The following is a 19,787-nucleotide window of genomic DNA, read 5'->3' as shown; positions in this document are numbered from 1 at the left end:
TGCCTTATGGCAACGTTCTCGTTTGTCAAAGCAAACGAGAACGTATGGCGACTTTAATGAAATCCCACTGATACTTATTTTAGGCCGTTTATAAAGTACTGCCGCGCCAAGCGCTACATCCTGTGTCTTTTTGCTGAACTCATTTTCAGCAACCTAAACACATCGCGGCATGACATTCTCTCTACGTGTTTGTCTCCTCCTCATTACCTCATTTTCAGGGGTTTATAGCGCTCATGCAAAAAGTGACCCGGTCGTTACGGGCGTCATACAAGATCCAGCCGGTGCTACTGTTGAGTTTGCTACCGTAGCAATCCATCGCGCCAACGACTCTGTAGTTGTTAAAACTGAATTCAGCGACGCGACGGGTACTTTCCGGTTTGATCGACTGCCAACGGGCAGCTACTTCATTACGGCCTCGCAGGTAGGCTATGAACGCGTACAAACGGCGCCATTTGCTCTATTATCCGCCGATCAGAAACTTCCGGTCATTCAATTGAAACCCAGCGGCAATACGCAGTTGAAAGAAGTAACAGTACAGGCGCGCAAACCCCTTTTTGAACGGGAAACTGACCGCATTATCGTTAATGTAGACGCCAATCCGCTTAGCGCTGGGGCCACATCGCTGGAAGTTCTCAGTCGATCGCCGGGAGTAACCGTCGATCAGAATGACAACCTCGCGTTACGTGGTAAACAGGGCGTTCTGGTATTGATTGACGGTAAACGCATACCCATGACCGGTACCGAACTGGCCGATATGCTACGTGCGTTGCCCGCCAATTCGGTGGAGAAGATTGAACTGATCTCGAACCCACCGGCCAAATATGACGCGGCTGGTAGTGCGGGCATCATTGCCATTAAACTCAAAAAAGACGGTCGGCAGGGGACAAATGGAAGCGTAAACGCCAGTTATGGCTATGGAAAATATGGAAAGTTAACAACCGGTTTCGCCCTTAACTATCGGCACAAAAAACTCAATCTTTTTGGTAACTATACCTATAGTGACCGTAACGTTTTTACCCAGTTAACCCTGCACCGGAAATTCTATCAGAACGATCTGTTTACCGGCAGTAGCGACCAGGACAACATGGGCAAAACGCGCTATGTTGCCAATACGTATCGGGCGGGCCTTGACTATACCGTGTCGAAGCAAACGCTGGTTGGTCTGGTCGTAAGCGGATTAGCGAATCAGGCGGAGGCAAATCTTACGAATGTCACACAGACATTCAGTGATCAGGGGCAACTGCAATCCAGTTATCAATCGGCTAACCGACGGACCTTGGCTACGCCGAACGTAGCGGTTAACCTGAATCTCAAACACAATTTCGACTCAACCGGCAAACGCGAATTGACCGCCGATGCCGATTATGCGCATTATGAAACCCACCGTGGCCAACATTTAGCTACGTCCTTTATTGTACCCATTCAGGCCCCAACAGTGCTGATTGGCGACTTAAATGGCGGGTTAAACATTTCGTCGTTTAAGGCTGATTACACGCATAGTTTTCCGAACAAAACCAGACTGGAAGGCGGTATCAAAACCAGTTGGGTACATTCGGATAACGACGTCGTGTTTACGAACCTCATAGAAGGAATCAGCGTGATCGATACCGGAAAAACGAATCATTTCCGGTATGACGAAAACATCAACGCGGGGTATATCAATATTAACAAGACCTTCAATAAATTGTCGCTTCAGGTGGGGTTACGTGGCGAACAAACCAGTGTTAAAGGCTTGCAGTTTAAAGGTAACGCCAGTTTCGAACGTAATTATTTCCAACTCTTCCCGAGCGTATTTCTCAAGCAGAGTTTATCAAAACTGCACGATTTAAGTCTGTCACTAAGCCGCCGAATTGATCGTCCGACTTACAATCAGCTTAACCCCTTCCGGGCGTATATTGATGCGACGACTTATTTTACGGGGAATCCATCCCTATATCCGCAACTAAGCTATAACATCGAACTGACACACAGTTTCAAGCAGAAGTTTATTACGTCGATCAGCTACAGCCGTACTGATCAACCCATTATCAGCGTCATTCAACCGGCTCCGGAAGGCAATCGACAAGCGGTGTCGACCTTCCAGAATCTGACACGCTCCGATTATTATGGACTAACCATGACGATTCCAGCGCAGCCAACCCGCTGGTGGACAATGGATAATAATCTTGTCGCCTTTTACCAGCAGTTCGTTGGCGATCTGGCGGGTACATCGCTCAATGCGGGCTTACCCGCCTTTACCCTGACCAGCACCAGTACGTTCACGTTAGGGCGGGGCTGGACGGCCGACCTAACAGGTAATTATCAGTCACGCCAACTATATGGTTTTCTGGACATCCAGCCATTAGGGCAGCTTAACCTGGGTTTGCAGAAAAGTATGCTGGGCAAAAAAGGCACGCTGAAGCTAAACATGACCGATATTTTCTATACCAGCCCTACACACGCTATGTCCACCTACGCGAACTATGTTGAACAGTTCTATCAACGGCAGGATACACGGGTCGCAACGGCTTCGTTCACGTATCGCTTTGGCAACGATGGATTAACGCCGTCGCGCCGTCGGACGGGGGGCGCAGAGGATGAAAAACGCCGGGCTAACGGAGCCTAATAATCAAAAAAACACCCCTCTTCAGGAGAACAGGAGAGGGGTAACTACTGCTTACTGCTGAGCAAATTTTTCCACCGTTATCTCAGGTTTTCCAAGGTCCGCCCAGGTTTTCTCGGCCTCAAAAACTTCCGGATAATTGTTAAGGGCTTCCATGATATGCCAGCCGTAGTTCATCTGCGCGGAGAATAGACTGCCTAATCGTACCACGAATGTAGGCACTACGGTTATTTTCAGCTTCTCCTTTTGGTGAGCGGCCACAAAGCGTTCAGCTGCCTCTGAGGGAGTCACAGGTTCGGGGCCCTGAATCACGTATTCCTGGTTCTGCCCGTCCTTGGCAATTTCAAAGGCCCGAGCCACCTGTTTGCCATAATCTCGGGCCGAAATGTACCATTGCTTGATTTTCGACTTTCCTATAACCATGATGGACTGCCCTGAGCGCTGTCTGTCATTCATGGCTTCCATAAAACTGGATGGATAGAAAATGCTATATGGAATACCCGACGTTTTAAGCAGTCGCTCACCCTGTAACTTCACATCAAATGTCCACCACTTATACCCATTCATACCCTGATAGCGCATGATAATGGACGACAAATACCCAATTCGGCGAACCCCCGTTTCCCTGGCCGCCTGAATCACGTTAGCCATTCCCTGTGATTCAGTATGAAAATCCGTTTCTTTCTCATCCTGGCGGGTAGCCAGACTTAAGTACACCGCATCCATACCACGAAACCCGTTGATCAGGCTCGACACATCCGTTATATCCCCAGCCACAACGTCCGCATCGGGGAATCGTTTACGTACTTTCTCGACATCACGCGCGATGATGCGAACAGCGAAACCTGCTTTGATAAACTCCTGTGTAACAGGCAGACCGATCATGCCCGTGGCACCGATAACTGCAACTTTCATATGTAAAGAGGATAGGTAGTAGCTTGGAATAAACCTGCTATTTAAGCATAAAGTATATTCTTGCTCACTTTACTTATTTAGCGCAGTTCGCGCACGAATCGGCGCATGGTTTCCCGATAAATTTGCTCAGATTGGTCCAGTGGCTGTTCGTCTTTCAGGAGCATGGCCAGCATAATCATACCGTGGGAAGCCGACCACCATTGAAAGTAGAGCCGTTTGATGCTTTCTTTCGCTTTGGGAATAAATGAGAAGATAATTTCCTCCACAATACGGCTAACATCCTGCATCGCTTCTGATTGATAGACAGGCAGTGTGCAGTAGGCACCATCCAGATTATACATTACCTGATAAATTTCTGGCTGCTGGCGGGCAAAATCCCACTGAATAAGCGATATTTCGTAAAGCCGCTTCTCGGGATCACGGTATAACTTCAGAATTCGGTCGTACTCCTTGTACAGATAGCGGAAACCTTCGTTCCGAATCTCATCCAGCAATACGTCTTTACTGTCAAAATATTCATACACCACAGGGGCGCTATAGTCAATCGCATCAGCAATTTTTCGGATCGAAACGGCCTGCCAGCCTTCCTGACTGGCAATCGCTTTCGCTGTGCTTATTATGCCGGAACGGGTTTGTTCACGGCTGCGCACTTTACGCTCGATAGTTTGCATAGAAGTAGGTTATCAGTCGGTGGTTAACGGTGTTAACTTATCTGAAAATTACGTATTTAAGTCGGACTTCTTAAAAAAAACCATTGATTTTATTAAAAAAATCAAACTTAGTCCTCTATAAATGGCATTCATGCAGAACGTATACAGCTTCCCGTTAAATAAATATATATTAAACGGTTTAGTAACCTATCTCCCAAATACCTACTTTAAAGTTAGCTAATTATTTTTTCAGCTAGCAACCATACGGCTTCATCGCCAAGCGCATAGGAATCACCATCAACGGTACCATAGCAAGCGACGACCGGCAAACCCGCTTCGGCAAATAAATAGCGCAGATCGGCTAGCGTGTATACGTAGTGCTGGGCCGTACGGGTCTGAGTTTCGCCGTTACGCACATAGGTCAGATGAGAATCAATCCGGCTTTCCAGCGGGTCATATTCATTGTCAACCAGAAACAGAATATCGTCTCCAACAGGTCGCCAGTTGCGCATCTGATAATCAGGCAAAATTGACTCGGCCAACATCTCCGAATGCACTAAAAACCGCCCACCCGGCTTCAACAACGTAGCGATACGGGCCAGAAAAGCCTGCATATCGGCTCGCGGAAAGAAACTGAAACTATTGCCCAGGCAATAGGCGGCATCGAACGTACCACCTGCTCCCAGATCACCTGTCGGCATAGTCAGAAAATCATCGGCGATGGCTGTAATCGGTAACCTGGCGGCTTGGGCAGTTGACTGAAGTTCGGCAATGTATTCAGCCGAAATGTCGACGCCTGTCAGTCGGGCACCCATGCGGGCAAGCGGCAGCGCATGCCGACCGTATCCGCAGAACACATCCAGCAGGTGATCATCGGGACCAAAATCCAGCGTTTCGACCAGCAATTCAAGATCCAATTGCGTTTGTTCTTCGGTTTGCGCGGCTTTCCACGCATCCTGCGGCAAGCCATGAAAAAAGTTATGATACCAGGCCATTTTTTGAATGAGTGAAAGAGCGAATGAGTGCAAGAGTGTTTGCGTCTGATATTTCACACTTGCACTCATTCGCTCTTTCACCATTAATTAAGTGAAGCAAGTGTTTCCTGTACGGCCGTAAAATTTGGCACATCGCCAGCACTTTCGAGCACCTCGGCGTATTGAACAAGACCCTTTTGATCAATGACAAAAGCCGAACGTTTGCTGACACCTTTCAGATTGAGTACAAACGTCTCGTAATACGTATCATACGCCTGCGACACTTCTTTGTTGAAATCGGATAGCAAATTGAAGGGCAGTTGTTGCTCTTCCTTGAATTTTGCCAGTGTAAAGGGTGAATCAACGGAGATGCCTACGATGTCAGCATTTAAGCCAGCATACGTACTGATGTTGTCGCGCATCTCGCAAAGTTCGGCGGTGCAGGTACTGGTGAAAGCCATGGGAAAAAACAGGATAACTACGTTTTTTCCCTGAAAATCGGTTAACGAGACTTCCTGTCTATCGGTGTTATACAGCGTAAAATCGGGGGCTTTTTGACCGGGCGTAAGCATAATAGATTTTTGATTTTAAATTTATGAGTGTTGATTTGATGGCAAATCCGTTCTGGTGGCGAAATTCCGAAAAAGCAAAGGGAAAACAAGCTCTTTTCACTATTATGCCGTTTGTTGGTACATGGGTCCGTATGTTTTTTCGCCCATCTTCGTTAGGAATTAAGCGAGGTAAACGAGTATAAATGGTCAGCTGATTACTATAATCGTAATACGGACACTTATAGGCCTTTGGCTCAGAGCCGTGCCACGGTTCCATTAAACATTATCAGAAACCGTGGCACGGCTCTGAGCCAAAGGCCTAAGCTATTAGAATCATAGATTATTTCCTTACATGCAAAACTACTGGGGTATTGACCTGGGAGGCACTAAAATCGAAGGCGTTATCTTATCCGCTCCCTCACCCGACGCCGTCATTATTCGCAAACGTATCGACACCGAAGCGCATAAAGGCTACGACCATATTCTGAGCCAACAGGTTCGGTTGATCGATATGCTTAAAGCAGAAACCGGCTTACTGCCCGAACGTATTGGTTTTAGTACGCCAGGCACTTTCGATCCGGCCCGGCAAACCATGAAAAACTGCAATACGACGTCATTAAACGGCAAACCGATGAAAGATGATCTGGCTCGCCTGCTGGGTGTTCCCATCGAACTTGCCAATGATGCCAACTGTTTTGCGCTGGCCGAAGCCACGCTGGGTATTGTACCCGACGTAGCGCCTGACTATCAGAGTGTTTTCGGCGTCATCATGGGTACTGGCGTGGGTGGCGGGATCGTTATCCGTGGGAAAGACGGTCGGCCTTTTGTCCTGAATGGGTTGCAGGGCATCGGGGGCGAATGGGGCCACAATATCCTGGAAGAAAACGGGCATCCCTGCTACTGCGGCAAGCGAGGCTGCAATGAACAGGTTATTTCGGGACCGGCGCTTCAACGTTATTACCACCAGGTTAGTGGCGAAGAACGTACTATGAAAGAAATCATGGAGCGGTATTATGAAGGAAATGATTTGTTCGCCAGCCAGACCGTTAATCGGATGCTGGAGTATTTTGGCCGGGCCATTTCAGTTATTGTCAATATACTCGACCCCGACGTCATTGTGCTGGGGGGTGGCGTGGGTAATGTCGATTTACTTTATACCGAAGGGGTCGAGCGGGCGAAGAAGTACGTCTTCAATAGTGGTGAGCTAAGCACAAAATTCCTCAAACCTAAGTTAGGGGACAGCGCTGGTGTTTTCGGCGCTGCGATGTTATAGCATGGGGGCAAAGGGCGCGGGGCCGGGGTAAAAAAAGAGAACAGTAAATCAGTCTGTCATCTCTTTTTTTGCCCCCGGCCCCGCGTCCTTTGCCCCATGCCACTTACCTTGGCCGCCGTGCGCCACCTGCGGCTGGCGCGGCTTGCTGCTGTGGTTGATCTCCACCGCCTTCGCCATTTTTAACATCGTCGTTTTCGACGGAGCGGCCTTTCTTACGCTGCGGCTGATCGAAGCTCAGCTTACCAATTTTATAACTGAAGTTTACCCGAACACCCGCATTATATAAACTCGTCAGGCTGTTCTGGTTGAAGATGGTCGAACTCGACTCGGAACGAATCGTGAAGGGGTGACTGAGAAAGTTCTCAGCCGCAATGCCAAAGCTTCCCCGCTTGTCTTTCAGGTCTTTTTTCAGACCAACGCTATAGAAGGCAAATCCACCCTGATAGCCCTGCAACTGAATCTGTTTGCCGCGGATAAAACCGAAACCCTGCACGCCCCAGCCATTTTTAAGCGTCAGGTTTGTGAAGAAGCGCCCCGTTACAACCCAACCCGAATTGGTAGCGGTATAAGCCGCCAATGCGTTGTTGTTTGTCAGGTATGAATAATACAGATCGAACCCGCCCCCAACTTGCCACTTCGAGAAGAAAGTTGCATTTCCGAATACGTTCGTTCCATAGGCCGACTCTTTACCGATGTTGAGGTATGTTGTCTGAATGGCCTGCGCTAAAGTTGGGTTCGTCACTTGTCCCGCACCGGTCGTTACCGTGTCGCGAACGCTGGTGATGGAATTATTCGTTTGCCGGGCAAATAATGATACGTTCAGATAAACGCTTTTGATATAGGCACTGGTCGCCAGCTCAAAATTATCGGTCAACTCCGGCGACAGAAGCGGGTTCCCTTTGGTAATGTTGGTTGGGTTAGACGTGTTCACGTTTGGGTTCAGGAATTGAATACCCGGACGCTGCAACCGGCGGTTATAGGCCAGTTTAATCGTTTTTCCGCCTTTGAGCGCTTTCGAGATGTTGATGCTCGGCACTAGGTTACTATAGCTGGGAATGCCTAAATCCTGTCCGGCAGCGCCCCCCTGTTCACCCGGCTGATTCTGACTGTAGTTCGCATTGATGGTCGTATGCTCGTAGCGCGTACCAGCCTTAATGGTATATTTATTTTTGGTCGTGATCGTATAGGATACATAGCCAGCGCCAATGCTCTGGTCATAATTGAGGGTGTTCGCCGAGCGTGTTGGATCAGTGCCAAGTGGACCTGTGCCCACGCCAACATTGTAGCTAAACGCACTTTCTACCTGCCGGAAAATGCCTTTCCCCCCAAACTCAAGCAGTTGGTTTTTGCCAATTGGCGTCTGATAATCGCCCTGAATGGTCGACTCCTGGTTAAAGCTGTTGTTCAGGTTCTGCTGGCGCGACGCAATCGTCTGGAAGTCGGTATTGCTCAAAATATCGGCCGTAAAATCGTTGTTACGATTATTACGACTGAACTGCGCCGATACGCTTAGTTCCTGTTGGGGCTTGGCAAACGTGCGGGTATAATCAACGTTCGCATCAACCGTGCCCGACAAATCTTTGGTCAGTACGTTCCGATCGGTTACGATTGGGAAATAAGCCACTGGCGAAATAGTCCTCGTCAGGAAATTATCCTGATTCTGGTAGTTGTTCCGGGCACCGTAGCGCAGACTGGCCGTAATGGAACTGGTTTTGCTGATGTCGTAATCCCAGCCGAGGGTGTATTGACCAAAAATTCCGTGGTTTCTTGTATCGGCGGTCTGGTCGGTGGTGGTCGTACCGCGGCTGCCAAATGTCTGCTGCGTATTGGCAAATCGACCAATCACGTTGTAGTTAGCCCGGCCAAAACCGCTCAGGCTAAAGCCCATTTTACCCGTCCGCAGGTTGCCGTTTAAGCCAAGATTGCTTCCCCGGTTGCCCACGCCTGAGTCAATATTCAGCGTGAAGCCCTGCAAGGTTGTTTTCTTGGTCACGATGTTGATGATCCCCGCTGATCCTTCTGCATCGTATTTGGCCGAAGGCGACGTAATAACCTCCACCGTTTTGATCATGTCGGCCGGAATCTGTTTCAGGGCGTCCGCAACGCTGCTGGCGACAATCGTCGATGGTTTGTTGTTGATCAACACGCGAACGTTGCTGCTACCCCGCAGACTGACGTTACCATCCAGATCGACCGACAAAAGCGGCACTTTACGCATCACATCCGTTGCATCGCCCCCTTTTGCCGTAATGTCTTTGTCGGCGTTGTACACCAGTCGATCCACTTTTTCTTCAACCAGTGACGCCTGCCCCACCACTTCAACTTCCTTGAGCGTCCGAACGTCGTTACCCAGTTTAATGGTGCCCAGCGCTACGTCGCCTTTGCGGTCGAGTTTGACACTGGAAATCGTTTTGTTGCGATACCCAACAAACGAGATCATTACCTGAAAGTCGCCCTGGGGTAGTTTGTTAAGCGTAAACTTTCCTTTGTCGTCCGCAACGGTTCCGTCGATGGGCTTCTTGGTTTTGGAGTCAATAAGAGCGATACTGGCAAATTCAACTGGCTTGCCGCTCGTCGAGTCGACAACGACACCTGTTAGTTTGGCATTCCCCCGTGGCGAGTCATCGCTGGACGTACCGGGAATGGCTACTGGCTTCTGCCCTCCCCCACCCGGCATAGCTGGAAACTGAGCCCTGGCTACGTCTGGTGTGGTTAAAAAAGCAATGCCAATGATAAGAGAGAGTACTGTTTTTTTCATAGTCAGGTGATTCAACAATAAGCGTTGTTGATAGCAATCAATTGTTAGGCTAATAGTTTCAAAAAAGACAACTTAGTTGACCAAAATTCGTGACAAAACCATCTACGAACGTGGAATATACACAAACGGCCCGCAACGGGGACGAGCGGGCCGCATTACTTAAGCGAACAATTGAGGGTTTTTGCTTAGTTCCGGGTAATCGGTGGGTTTTAAAACGTCGGGAACGTCACTTGGTTCGCTTCTCGACGTGATACGTTTACTAATGCTATAGCTATGCATGTGATTGGCTGGATACTGTTTGTCCAGCAATTTCAGCGCATCGGCTTCGCTCAAATCGTCATGTAGCCAGGCATGTTCCGCGTCGGGCGTCAGCACGCAGGGCATCCGTTTTTTCGTATTGTGAATGGCTGCGAGTAACGGATTGGCATCCGTTGTCAGTAGCGTATATGTCGTGATCAGTTCGCCCGTTTCCGGATCAGGCCATTCGTCCCACAATCCGGCAATAGACGCAATTTTCTGGTCGCTCATGCTGATATAAAATGGAAACTTTTTGCTCCCTTTCGTAAACCATTCATAGAAACCCGTAACCGGAATCAGGCATCGCTTCCCACCCTGCGCCGACGACCGAAAAGACGGTTTTTCGTAGATGGTTTCTGAGCGGGCATTTAGCGTTTTTGCCCGAATCTCATCAGCGCTTTCCCGGCTTCTTGTCCAGTGTGGAACCAGCCCCCAATGCATCATCTGAAAACGATTCGGGTCCTGTAGGGTCACAATTGGCCAGGCCGGAAATTGATAGGCATTAGCGTGGTAAACAGGTTGAAAACTGGCGGCATCAGGCAGTTTTGCCTCATAACGATCTTCCAGTTCAGAGGCCTTGACGTTGAGTGATTTATGATAACACATAATGCTGATTAACAGGCTGTTTAACTAGTAATGGGTACGGTAATATAACCCATAAAATGGCCTTTGGGTTATATTTTTCAGCGTCTAAATCAGTGTTTTTTTCACCTTCATCGTCCAGCTCGTTAACCTGTTTATGCAACTCGCCGGGGTAACGATCGGCAATAAATCAATAATTTTTTATGAGTCAATTGCGCTACTGCAATCGTCGTCTTTGCTTTTATTTGACCGGTTAGCCGCAGGGTCGACGGAAAGCTTAGCGGTATAAACAAAAAAACTCCACCGCCCGTTAAAATGCCTTGACCAATTGTTTTTATGTCCATTCAAAAAGAATCCAGTTCGTTGTCGTCCGATGCGCCTGATCACTCAGATTCATTAACCGAACTCGAACAAACAAATTGGCAGCAGCTCGTGCGGGCTACTGAACGTAGTGAATCTCAGTCTGATAGTAAGGGATTTAAGACGATGACGGTTGCTACCTCTACGCCCAGAGGAGCTGACGCGCGCATGGTGATACTACGTCGGGTTGATGCTGACCGAAAATATGTTTGGTTTTACACCGATGTGCGAGCCGAGAAGGTAATCCAGATGGAAGCCTTCCCCAATGCTACGCTACTATTCTGGGACGATAAACAACAGGTTCAACTTCGATTAACGGTCGAAACCCAGTTGCACACCGACGATTATATTGCCGATGAGCACTGGCAGGCATTATGGGTTGGCGGTCGTAAAGCCTATCTTTCCGAGCAGATACCCGGCAGCGAGCAACCCGGCCCTTACCCTGGTTTCCCGGAACAGATGGGCGACAAGTTACCAACCACCGAAGAGAGTGAAGCCGGTCGCAAAAACTTCGCCGTAATCGAATGTCGGGTACTGGCGATGGAGTATTTACGGTTGAGTCCCGGCGGACAGACCAGGGCTCACTTTCAGTACGAACCCGAATCCCGACTGGTCTGGCTGGCTCCGTAAACGTAGCCCTCACGAAATATCCAGTACGGCAAATTGCTCGAATACTACGTCGAAACCTCGCCCGTCGGGAGCGGCTGCCATCATACCAATTTGCAGGGGTACATCGGGTGGAAAGTAGGCCAGTCTCAGCATCTGATACGTAAAATCATCGAACGAATAATCAATACGTACCGAATCGTTTTGACGCGTTAAGCGTAGGTAAATAGAGGGTGGATTATGATCCTGCGGGCAAACTGACCAATCCGAGAATTCGCGCGTCACGACGGCACTGACATTTTGCCGTTCGTCAACATATTCGATTCCCGTCTTGATCCAGTTCTGTTCGTCGAGTCGGATCATTAGCCCTGCCTGATCATACAAGTCGGTATATTGGCCGATGACCTTCACGCTGGCCACAAAATCGCCAGCCTGTTCGCGGTAATAAAAATGACCATTATCCCGCACAAAATCGTAATGCGTTACGCGCCAGAAGTCCGTATCGCCCGCTACGCGTACAAAAACGGTATCCTTCTCTTCCGACCAGATTGCCGGTTTATTATACCAAATCATAGAACTACATTTTGAGCGAAAGTATGAAAATTTCAAGCGACCATAAGCATCTAATTGGAACGCCTGTTTTGTACACAGCCAGTTCTCGATCTTTAGCTACGTTGGAAGTGCTGGTTCATAGCCCCTTGTCCTACGTACCGGACTATTACCAAATGCTCACCATCCGAGTACCCGAAGATTCGCTCTTAAGTGTGCCGCTGGAGCAATTACCTGACGGATGGAATGGTCTAACTCCTCCCGGTACGATTAAAGATATGACTGAAAAATGGGTGACAGATCGTAACTTCCTGTTGCTAAAAGTACCGTCGGCTGTGGTTGAGGGCGAATACAACTATCTCATCAATCCAATGCACCCGCGCGCTTCGGAGGTTGTGATTACCAGTAAACAACCTACCACTTCGACCCGCGCCTGCTACGTTAATAACCATTTGGCTAGCCTCTTTTGTTATAGGTAACACTAACAAACGAAGGATAACCCATGCCAACCAACGACCGTGCTTTCAACTACGACCTCGATTACCGGAATCTGAATCTTCGCGAACAGCCTGAGCTTTACCGCGTTGGTAAGGGCGAAATGGGAGTGTTGCTGGTACAACCCTACAAAGCTGAAATTCTCCCCTACTGGCGATTTAAAACACCAGAAATCGCTCGAGAGTCATCTGAAAAAATTTACCAGTTATTCCTGGACTATAAGGAGAAAGGCGATTTCATTGGCATGGACATGGCCAGGAAGTTTTTGCAAATGGGCTATACCAGAGCCAGGCGTTACGCCAATCACAAAACCGGCCAAAAATACGACGGGCCCGTTCCTAACGATCAGAAAGGTCGTTCGGGGGCGCACGGACGGGATCAGCTTCCCCGTGAAGAAGACCCGGTAAAAGCCGAGTCAGCCCGGATTTTCTATGGTAAGTACCTGGAAGCACGGGAGGACGAAGTGTATAAAAAATTGAAAAAGGAGTGGCAGCAGACATACGGGTAGTTTCCTAATCTTTACGACCTTTGCGGCCGATTGTTAGTCGCTGGTAAATTAACAGGAACACCTGCTAACCGCTGATGACTACCCACTGATGACTAATCACTAACATATGCAACTCCTTGACGGTAAGTTTCTTTCAGCACAAATCAAACAGGAAATTGCGGCCGAAGTCGCAGCGATTCGCGAACAGGGCGGCAAGATCCCGCATCTCGTCGCGATTCTGGTAGGCAGCAATGGCGCATCGGAAACCTACGTAGCGTCTAAAATGAAAAACTGCGAAGAAGTCGGTATGAAGTCCACGCTGATTCGCTTCGACCCCTCGGTTTCAGAAGCTGAACTACTGAATAAAGTGCGCGAGGTGAACGACAATGCCGACATGGATGGTCTGATCGTTCAGCTTCCTCTCCCCGACCACATTTCCGCCGATAAGGTCATGGAAACCATCAATCCAGCCAAAGATGTAGACGGTTTTCACCCAATCAACATCGGCCGCATGGCCAAAGGATTACCGGCCTATATTTCAGCAACCCCGCAGGGTGTTCTGGAAATGATAAAACGCTACGATATCAAAACAGCGGGTAAGCACTGTGTGGTTGTAGGCAGGAGTCAAATCGTAGGGCTGCCCATGTCCATCCTGATGCAGCGCAACACGTATCCAGGCAATTGTACGGTTACGATCACGCATAGCCGCACGCAAAACCTCGCCGAAATTTGTCGCTCGGCCGATATTCTGGTGGCGGCTCTTGGCAAATCTGAGTTTATCACCGGCGATATGGTAAAAGAAGGCGCCGTTGTAATCGACGTGGGTCTGGAGCGTGTACCAGATGCCAGCAAGAAAAGCGGCTTCTCCCTGAAAGGCGATGTAAAATTTGATGAAGTAGCCCCGAAAGCAAGTTTCATTACACCCGTTCCTGGTGGCGTTGGCCTGATGACGATCTGCTCACTGATGCAGAATACGCTGAAAGCTGCGCGGAGAGAAATTTATTGAGCCGCCTGATCACCAAGGGCTTCTGAAGGCAGATCAGCGAAAAACTCACGAAGAAGTACCGTGTGTTCCCCGGCGATACGTACCATTTCGTCGGGGTTTTCATAAATCGTTTCGGTCCAGGTATTTATCGTTTCGGTTCTGCGAAAAACGGTGACCGATATGTCAAAGCGATCGACAAATATTACTTCCTGTAAACTACTAATAGCCTGATATTTACGCAGCTTGTGATTAAAATCGTAAGCCGCCGTTGATTCAGATAGCACTTCAACGACGAAATAAGGATTTGTGATAATGGCGGTAGAATCTTTCTGAAAGTCAGGTTTACCTTTCACTACAGTAATATCAGGATTATAATATCCTTTGCCTTCCTCTTTTAAAACGCCGACATTACTGCCAGCGACAAAATAGCCCATTCCTCGTAGAAGTCGGCGAAGAATATCACCCACTGCCATAATCAGAACCTCGTGATAAAATGCGGCTAAGCCCATAATAATAATTCGTCCATTGTGATACTCAGCCCGATAGCGTGTTTCGTGCAGAAACTCCATAAAATCATCCCACGAAGCCGGAATAGCCACTACGCCACCTGCTTCTAGTTTGGCTACCTGTTTATTGTTCAACTGGACTTTACTAGCCGCTTCCATACCTGTCTCGTCTTGTGTAAATCTACAGAATTATGCTTAGCAATTCCGACAGATGATACGACAGCTACTACATTATCCTAACGGCTTAACAAACTTTAACAACTCGCTTAGGCCTTAACGGGCTTGTTTTTTGCGTATTTTTGGCCGCTACTTACACAAAAGCAGTTCGTTAATCTCCATTTGTATGCAGTCATTCAAACGCCTTAACACCCTTACGGGCTGGCTCGTTTTCGCCGTCGCACTCGTTACCTATGCGATGACCGTTGAACGTACCGCCAGTTTCTGGGACTGTGGCGAATTCATTGCGTGTTCATTTAAACTTCAAGTGCCCCACCCTCCCGGCGCACCGTTTTTCCTGTTGTTGGGACGGCTCTTCTCCATGATGTCGTTCGGTAACCTGACCAGTGTGGCCTATTGGGTCAACATGGCGTCGGTACTAGCCAGCGCCTTCACCATCGCGTTTTTGTTCTGGACCATCACCATGCTGGCTCAGAAACTCCTGGCCAAACCCGAGAGCGAGTACACCACCGCCGATACGTTGCTGGTTATCGGCACGGCGGCTGTTGGGGCCGTTGCGTACACGTTTTCTGATACGTTCTGGTTCTCGGCCGTGGAAGCTGAGGTGTATGGAATGTCCTCATTCTTTACGGCTATCGTTGTATGGGCTGCCTTCAAATGGGAACGTATTGAAGACGAAGCAGCCGCTAATCGCTGGCTCATTTTCATTGCCTATCTAACCGGTTTGTCCATCGGCGTTCACTTACTGAACCTGGTTACGTTGCCTGCGCTGGCACTTATTTATTATTTCAAAAAATACCCCAAACCAACCTTCTGGGGAGGTGCTACGGCTGCCGGTATTGGCCTGCTTATTCTGGCTATTATCAACGCCGGGATTATTCCAGGATTACCGGGCATGGCTTTCGCCGTTGAACGGTTCTTCGTGAATACCTTAGGCTTGCCGTTTAACTCAGGTGCCATGTTCTTTACCGTTGCTTTTATCGGGACAATAGTCTACGGCATTGTCTGGTCAGCACGGAAGAAGCGCGTTATCCTGAACACGTCACTACTGGCACTGGCGTTTGTCCTGATTGGTTATGCCTCCTATTTGCAGGTGTTGGTACGGGCTGATTTTAATCCGCCTATCAACGAAAATGACCCAAGCGACGAACTCAATTTCCTGTCGTATCTGCGTCGGGAACAATACGGTAGCCGCTCGCTGCTGTATGGGCCCGTCTTCACCGCCCGTCCAATTGACCAGAAACCAGGGGCTGCGATGTGGAAAAAAGAAGGCAATAAGTACGTTGTGTTCGATCATCAGCCAGAATACGTTTATGCACCGGGTGATGAGATGCTGTTTCCACGGGTGTATAGTAGTCAGCAGAATCACCCGCAACTTTACCGGCAAATGCTTGGTCTGGCCGAAGGCCAAAAGCCAACCATGGGCGACAACATAAAGTATTTGTTTAGTTATCAGTTGGGGCATATGTGGTGGCGCTATCTGATGTGGAATTTCGCCGGTCGTGAGAGCGACGAAGAAGGCGCAGGCTACCTGCTGCCCTGGTCGTCGGATCAGAACGCACCTGATTTACTGAAGACGAACAAAGCCCGTGACAACTTCTACATGCTGCCGTTCGCGCTTGCTCTGTTTGGCATTACGTTCCAGTATTTCCGTCGTCGGCGTGATTTCCTGATTGTTGGCCTGCTGTTTGTGTTCACCGGTATTGCGCTGCAGGTTTTCCTGAACTCACCCCCTTCCGAACCGCGTGAACGGGACTATATCTACGTCGGATCGTTCTATTTCTTTGCCATCTGGCTCGGCTTAGGCGTGATGGCGATTGCCGAAGGATTGCGAACGTACTTCAAATCGGACATTGCCCGGAATGGTTTGGTCGCTGGCGTTTGCCTCTTGGTCCCGCTGATGATGGGGGCCAAAAGCTGGGACAACCACAACCGCGACAACCGGTATCAGTCAGTCGATTTTGCCAAAAACCTGCTCAACTCCTGTGCACCAAACGCGGTGCTCTTCACCGGTGGTGATAATGATACGTTCCCTCTTTGGTATGTGCAGGAAGTGGAAGGTTTCCGCACGGATGTGCGCGTGTGCAACCTGAGTTTACTGGGTACTGAGTGGTATATTCAGCAAATGAAACGCAAGACGTATAAGTCTGACGCGTTGCCGATTTCACTGGAATTCGACAATTTCAATAAGGGTAAAAACGACATCGTGCCGTTTTATGAGGTGCCGGGCGTGAAAAATGGCATTGACTTAAAGCAGTACATTAGCCTGATCAAGACCAGCAATCCGGCGGTACAGGTGCCGCTCACCAATGGCGACATGACCAGTATTTTGCCCTCATCGGTCTTATTCTTACCTATCGACAAAGCCGCTGTAGACCAGGCGAATTTTGTACCCGCGTCGCTACGGCCGATGATGAAAGACACCTTGCAATGGACGATTGGCAAGAAGGATCTTTATAAGCCCGATCTCATCATGCTCGATATGATTGCGACCAACAACTGGAAGCGTCCCATTTATTTTTCCAGTACGTTAGCCAGCGATAATTACCTGAGTCTGAAGCCCTACATGCAACTCGAAGGATACGCCTATCGTCTGATGCCGGTAGCTGTGCCGGGTGCATCGGATGGGTACGTCAACGCGGACATCATGTATAACAACATGACCAAGAAGACATTCTGGCGGGAGTTCGATAACCCGAATGTGTATTATGACGAAACCTACAAAGGACCGCCCGTCATTTCGGCCCGGATTGCGTTCTTCCGTCTGGCTGATCAGCTTATCCGCGAAGGCAACAAGCCAAAAGCGCTGGAGGTGCTTAACTATTCGCTGAAAGTTATTCCGGACAAGAGCATTCCATACGACCAGATTTCGTCGAACTACGTCCGATTCCTGTTTGAAGTAGGTGACAGCAAAAAGGCGCTTGAAATTGCCGATACGATGGCGAACCGCGCAGACCAGAATTTAACGTACGATAAGAGTGGTAACGGAAACCGCTTTGGTAGTCCGGATTCAGATCTTTACATTCTGCAAACGATTGTTGAAGCCTGCAAGGAAGCCAAACAAACGGCCGCCGTTGCCAAATACGAAGCGATTTTCCAGAAGCACATCAACGCGTTTGGCTGATCGAAATAAGCGGTAAAAAAGCCCGAACTGCCTTGTGCAGTTCGGGCTTTTTTATGATTACCTACATGCCACCAGCGACGCGCTCAGCGAATTGGGTGATTAACCTTTTCCTCCTCCAAATCCATCCGGGCTTCTTCTTTTCGAATTACCTCATCGTCGAACTCCTGCACGCTCCGTAGTCGGTGCAGTTCTTCGCGTTTAACGTTGATGATATCGGTAATAATCTCATTGTAACGCGTTACATTGTCGCCGTCGCTCTCCAGGGAGTCCAGATGTCGTTTCGTCTGATGCAGATCGCTTTCCATCCGATTCTTCAGATTTTCCACTAATTCGTTCGTGCTCGATTCTTCGGCGTAGTTCTCATGAAGATGTTTCAAGGCCACTTTTAGGAGCTTCAACTGAATCCTTGTTTCCTGCTCATCTTCAGGTATGCGCACGTCAAGATCTTCAGGATTAATCCATCGAATAAGGAGAGGCAGGGTCAGTCCCTGAAAAACAAGCGTCACCAGAATGACCACAAACGTAATGAACAGAATCAGGTTCCGGTGCGGAAATGGCGTCCCGTTTTGCAGAGCGAGTGGAACCGACAACGCCGATGCCAGCGACACAACGCCACGCATACCGGCCCAGCCAATGATAACCGGGCCGCGCCAGCCGGGCCTCCGCTGTGCTACAGTGATGTATTTTCCGATAAACTGAGTGAAGTAGGAAGACGATACCGTAAATACCATACGTGTAACAATCACCACAGCCGTGATCAGCAGCGCAAATAAAACAGCCTCCGTTTTCGAATAGCCTTCCAGCCCGTTGATAATAACCGGTAATTCGAGCCCGATCAGAATAAAGACCAGGCCATTTAACGCGAAAACAACCGTAGCCCACATACCCGTCCCTTGAATGCGCGAACTGTGGTTGAGAATTACGTGACTCTGATTTGACAGAAACAGCCCTCCACTCACCACAGCCATGACGCCCGAAACCTCAAACTCTTCGGCCGTCATGTACATAATGTAGGGCGCGATGAACGTTAGCAGGATGCTGATTCGGGTTGTCGTTGGCATCCAGCGGTGGATTGCGTAAAACACCCCACCTACAGCCAGCCCGACGACTATTCCCATGATTGTTACCAGCAAAAAATCGACGGAAGCTTCCTGCCACGCAAACGATCCCGATAATACAGCGGCCAGGGCAAAGCGGAATACCACCAAACTTGCCGCATCGTTCACTAAACTCTCTCCCTCCAGAATGCTGATGGCCGCTTTCGAGATGTTAACTTCCTTCAGAACCGACGTAGCAGCCACGGCATCGGGTGGTGAAATGATGCCGCCCAGTAGAAATCCCAGCGCCAGTGTAAACCCGGGAATTACAGCACTCGACACATACGCAACAGCAAACGAGGTGAATAGTACCAGCCCAAAAGCCAGCACAACGATGATACGTCGCCAGCGCCAGAATTCCTTCCAGGACATAAACCAGGCGGCTTCGTAAAGTAAGGGGGGTAAGAATATCAGAAAGATTAGTTCGGGGTCAACTTCAATGGGAGGAATACCCGGAACCAGGCTAACGGCTAAACCACTCAACACGAGAAAGATGGGAACCGGAATCCGTAAACGCTGTCCGACCATGACCAGTAACGTAACGGCAAGCATTAACGCCAGACAAAGTAGCAATGTTTGGTGCATAGATTTATAAAATAGTGGGGAGAAGCGAAGATACTAAAACTCAGCCTCATTATTTAGATTGGCTAAACGTCTCTGTATAAACGTTGGATGTCGCTTTCCTTAAAAGCACACCGTTTCGTTCGATTAGCTATCAGGTCTTTTGACTATATTTCTTGTTTTTCTTCGATCCTCTACAAAGAATCCTGAAACTATGCATACCGCCCATTCACGTCTA

General features: G+C 48.9%; 16 protein-coding genes. 7 read left to right on the top strand and 9 right to left on the bottom strand.

The features are described 5' to 3' along the window. Positions 1 to 169 precede the first annotated feature (169 nt). On the top strand, positions 170 to 2,605 hold the full coding sequence (locus ACYVEA_RS31400; RefSeq protein ID WP_461117327.1) for an outer membrane beta-barrel protein: 2,436 nt from the start codon (positions 170 to 172) through the stop codon (positions 2,603 to 2,605). A gap of 51 nt (positions 2,606 to 2,656) precedes the next feature. Here the strand turns inward: ACYVEA_RS31400 and ACYVEA_RS31395 are convergent, their stop codons facing one another. The 4 genes from ACYVEA_RS31395 to ACYVEA_RS31380 form a co-directional block, all read right to left on the bottom strand. Further along, a complete protein-coding gene (locus ACYVEA_RS31395; protein ID WP_461117326.1) occupies positions 2,657 to 3,517 on the bottom strand; it encodes an SDR family oxidoreductase in 861 nt (286 codons plus the stop codon). A 77-nt stretch (positions 3,518 to 3,594) separates the two neighbouring features. Continuing rightward, positions 3,595 to 4,188 carry a TetR/AcrR family transcriptional regulator gene (locus ACYVEA_RS31390; protein ID WP_461117325.1) on the bottom strand — a complete coding sequence of 198 codons (594 nt, stop codon included), beginning with the start codon at positions 4,186 to 4,188 and terminating at the stop codon, positions 3,595 to 3,597. Between the two features lie 212 nt (positions 4,189 to 4,400). Then, complete coding sequence (locus tag ACYVEA_RS31385; protein ID WP_461117324.1) at positions 4,401 to 5,162, bottom strand: SAM-dependent methyltransferase; 762 nt, start codon at positions 5,160 to 5,162, stop codon at positions 4,401 to 4,403. Between the two features lie 83 nt (positions 5,163 to 5,245). After that, positions 5,246 to 5,713 carry a redoxin domain-containing protein gene (locus tag ACYVEA_RS31380; RefSeq protein ID WP_461117323.1) on the bottom strand — a complete coding sequence of 156 codons (468 nt, stop codon included), beginning with the start codon at positions 5,711 to 5,713 and terminating at the stop codon, positions 5,246 to 5,248. A gap of 331 nt (positions 5,714 to 6,044) precedes the next feature. Here ACYVEA_RS31380 and ACYVEA_RS31375 point away from each other — a divergent pair, with 331 nt between their 5' ends. Next, complete coding sequence (locus ACYVEA_RS31375) at positions 6,045 to 6,965, top strand: ROK family protein (protein WP_461117322.1); 921 nt, start codon at positions 6,045 to 6,047, stop codon at positions 6,963 to 6,965. Positions 6,966 to 7,068: 103 nt separating this feature from the next. On the opposite strand, the gene ACYVEA_RS31370 is transcribed toward ACYVEA_RS31375, so the two are convergent. Together ACYVEA_RS31370 and ACYVEA_RS31365 are read right to left on the bottom strand one after the other, a co-directional pair. Beyond that, positions 7,069 to 9,723, bottom strand: coding sequence for a TonB-dependent receptor (locus ACYVEA_RS31370; protein ID WP_461117321.1), 2,655 nt, complete (start codon positions 9,721 to 9,723; stop codon positions 7,069 to 7,071). 159 nt (positions 9,724 to 9,882) lie between these two features. Further along, positions 9,883 to 10,626, bottom strand: coding sequence for an SOS response-associated peptidase (locus tag ACYVEA_RS31365; RefSeq protein ID WP_461117320.1), 744 nt, complete (start codon positions 10,624 to 10,626; stop codon positions 9,883 to 9,885). A 312-nt stretch (positions 10,627 to 10,938) separates the two neighbouring features. Between ACYVEA_RS31365 and ACYVEA_RS31360 the strand changes: the two genes are divergently transcribed. Beyond that, positions 10,939 to 11,592 (top strand): pyridoxamine 5'-phosphate oxidase family protein, encoded by a 654-nt coding sequence (locus tag ACYVEA_RS31360; protein ID WP_461117319.1) that lies wholly within the window; start codon positions 10,939 to 10,941, stop codon positions 11,590 to 11,592. Positions 11,593 to 11,601: 9 nt separating this feature from the next. Here ACYVEA_RS31360 and ACYVEA_RS31355 read toward each other — a convergent pair whose 3' ends face one another. After that, positions 11,602 to 12,141: a DUF1349 domain-containing protein gene (locus ACYVEA_RS31355; protein ID WP_461117318.1), complete on the bottom strand. Its 540-nt coding sequence runs from the start codon at positions 12,139 to 12,141 to the stop codon at positions 11,602 to 11,604. 23 nt (positions 12,142 to 12,164) lie between these two features. On the opposite strand from ACYVEA_RS31355, the gene ACYVEA_RS31350 reads away from it, so the two are divergent. From ACYVEA_RS31350 to ACYVEA_RS31340, 3 genes are all read left to right on the top strand, one after another. After that, entirely contained in the window at positions 12,165 to 12,596 is a 432-nt protein-coding gene (locus ACYVEA_RS31350) for an RES family NAD+ phosphorylase (protein WP_461117317.1), read from the top strand. Between the two features lie 23 nt (positions 12,597 to 12,619). Then, the gene (locus tag ACYVEA_RS31345; protein WP_461117316.1) at positions 12,620 to 13,120 is read left to right on the top strand and encodes a DUF4385 domain-containing protein; all 501 of its coding nucleotides are present in this window, start codon (positions 12,620 to 12,622) and stop codon (positions 13,118 to 13,120) included. 106 nt (positions 13,121 to 13,226) lie between these two features. Next, positions 13,227 to 14,105 carry a bifunctional 5,10-methylenetetrahydrofolate dehydrogenase/5,10-methenyltetrahydrofolate cyclohydrolase gene (locus tag ACYVEA_RS31340; RefSeq protein WP_461117315.1) on the top strand — a complete coding sequence of 293 codons (879 nt, stop codon included), beginning with the start codon at positions 13,227 to 13,229 and terminating at the stop codon, positions 14,103 to 14,105. On the opposite strand, the gene ACYVEA_RS31335 is transcribed toward ACYVEA_RS31340, so the two are convergent. Next, a complete protein-coding gene (locus ACYVEA_RS31335; protein ID WP_461117314.1) occupies positions 14,099 to 14,749 on the bottom strand; it encodes a Uma2 family endonuclease in 651 nt (216 codons plus the stop codon). The genes ACYVEA_RS31340 and ACYVEA_RS31335 overlap by 7 nt on opposite strands. A 184-nt stretch (positions 14,750 to 14,933) precedes the next feature. Between ACYVEA_RS31335 and ACYVEA_RS31330 the strand changes: the two genes are divergently transcribed. Then, positions 14,934 to 17,891, top strand: coding sequence for a glycosyltransferase family 117 protein (locus tag ACYVEA_RS31330; RefSeq protein WP_461117313.1), 2,958 nt, complete (start codon positions 14,934 to 14,936; stop codon positions 17,889 to 17,891). Between the two features lie 83 nt (positions 17,892 to 17,974). On the opposite strand, the gene ACYVEA_RS31325 is transcribed toward ACYVEA_RS31330, so the two are convergent. Next, positions 17,975 to 19,573: a Na+/H+ antiporter gene (locus ACYVEA_RS31325; RefSeq protein ID WP_461117312.1), complete on the bottom strand. Its 1,599-nt coding sequence runs from the start codon at positions 19,571 to 19,573 to the stop codon at positions 17,975 to 17,977. Positions 19,574 to 19,787: the final 214 nt, after the last annotated feature.

Source organism: Spirosoma jeollabukense (assembly GCF_054777855.1).
Note: the sequence above shows the minus strand (reverse complement) of the source record. Positions and strands in the feature narration are given on the sequence as shown.

What these genes read in the sequence shown, in the direction of transcription:
- ACYVEA_RS31400 (WP_461117327.1), top strand. Translation starts at nt 170, where the DNA reads ATGACATTCTCTCTACGTGTTTGTCTCCTCCTCATTACCTCATTTTCA.
- ACYVEA_RS31355 (WP_461117318.1), bottom strand. Translation starts at nt 12,141, where the DNA reads ATGATTTGGTATAATAAACCGGCAATCTGGTCGGAAGAGAAGGATACC.
- ACYVEA_RS31325 (WP_461117312.1), bottom strand. Translation starts at nt 19,573, where the DNA reads ATGCACCAAACATTGCTACTTTGTCTGGCGTTAATGCTTGCCGTTACG.
- ACYVEA_RS31340 (WP_461117315.1), top strand. Translation starts at nt 13,227, where the DNA reads ATGCAACTCCTTGACGGTAAGTTTCTTTCAGCACAAATCAAACAGGAA.
- ACYVEA_RS31330 (WP_461117313.1), top strand. Translation starts at nt 14,934, where the DNA reads ATGCAGTCATTCAAACGCCTTAACACCCTTACGGGCTGGCTCGTTTTC.
- ACYVEA_RS31380 (WP_461117323.1), bottom strand. Translation starts at nt 5,713, where the DNA reads ATGCTTACGCCCGGTCAAAAAGCCCCCGATTTTACGCTGTATAACACC.
- ACYVEA_RS31335 (WP_461117314.1), bottom strand. Translation starts at nt 14,749, where the DNA reads ATGGAAGCGGCTAGTAAAGTCCAGTTGAACAATAAACAGGTAGCCAAA.
- ACYVEA_RS31350 (WP_461117317.1), top strand. Translation starts at nt 12,165, where the DNA reads ATGAAAATTTCAAGCGACCATAAGCATCTAATTGGAACGCCTGTTTTG.
- ACYVEA_RS31360 (WP_461117319.1), top strand. Translation starts at nt 10,939, where the DNA reads ATGTCCATTCAAAAAGAATCCAGTTCGTTGTCGTCCGATGCGCCTGAT.
- ACYVEA_RS31385 (WP_461117324.1), bottom strand. Translation starts at nt 5,162, where the DNA reads ATGGCCTGGTATCATAACTTTTTTCATGGCTTGCCGCAGGATGCGTGG.
- ACYVEA_RS31395 (WP_461117326.1), bottom strand. Translation starts at nt 3,517, where the DNA reads ATGAAAGTTGCAGTTATCGGTGCCACGGGCATGATCGGTCTGCCTGTT.
- ACYVEA_RS31375 (WP_461117322.1), top strand. Translation starts at nt 6,045, where the DNA reads ATGCAAAACTACTGGGGTATTGACCTGGGAGGCACTAAAATCGAAGGC.
- ACYVEA_RS31345 (WP_461117316.1), top strand. Translation starts at nt 12,620, where the DNA reads ATGCCAACCAACGACCGTGCTTTCAACTACGACCTCGATTACCGGAAT.
- ACYVEA_RS31365 (WP_461117320.1), bottom strand. Translation starts at nt 10,626, where the DNA reads ATGTGTTATCATAAATCACTCAACGTCAAGGCCTCTGAACTGGAAGAT.
- ACYVEA_RS31390 (WP_461117325.1), bottom strand. Translation starts at nt 4,188, where the DNA reads ATGCAAACTATCGAGCGTAAAGTGCGCAGCCGTGAACAAACCCGTTCC.
- ACYVEA_RS31370 (WP_461117321.1), bottom strand. Translation starts at nt 9,723, where the DNA reads ATGAAAAAAACAGTACTCTCTCTTATCATTGGCATTGCTTTTTTAACC.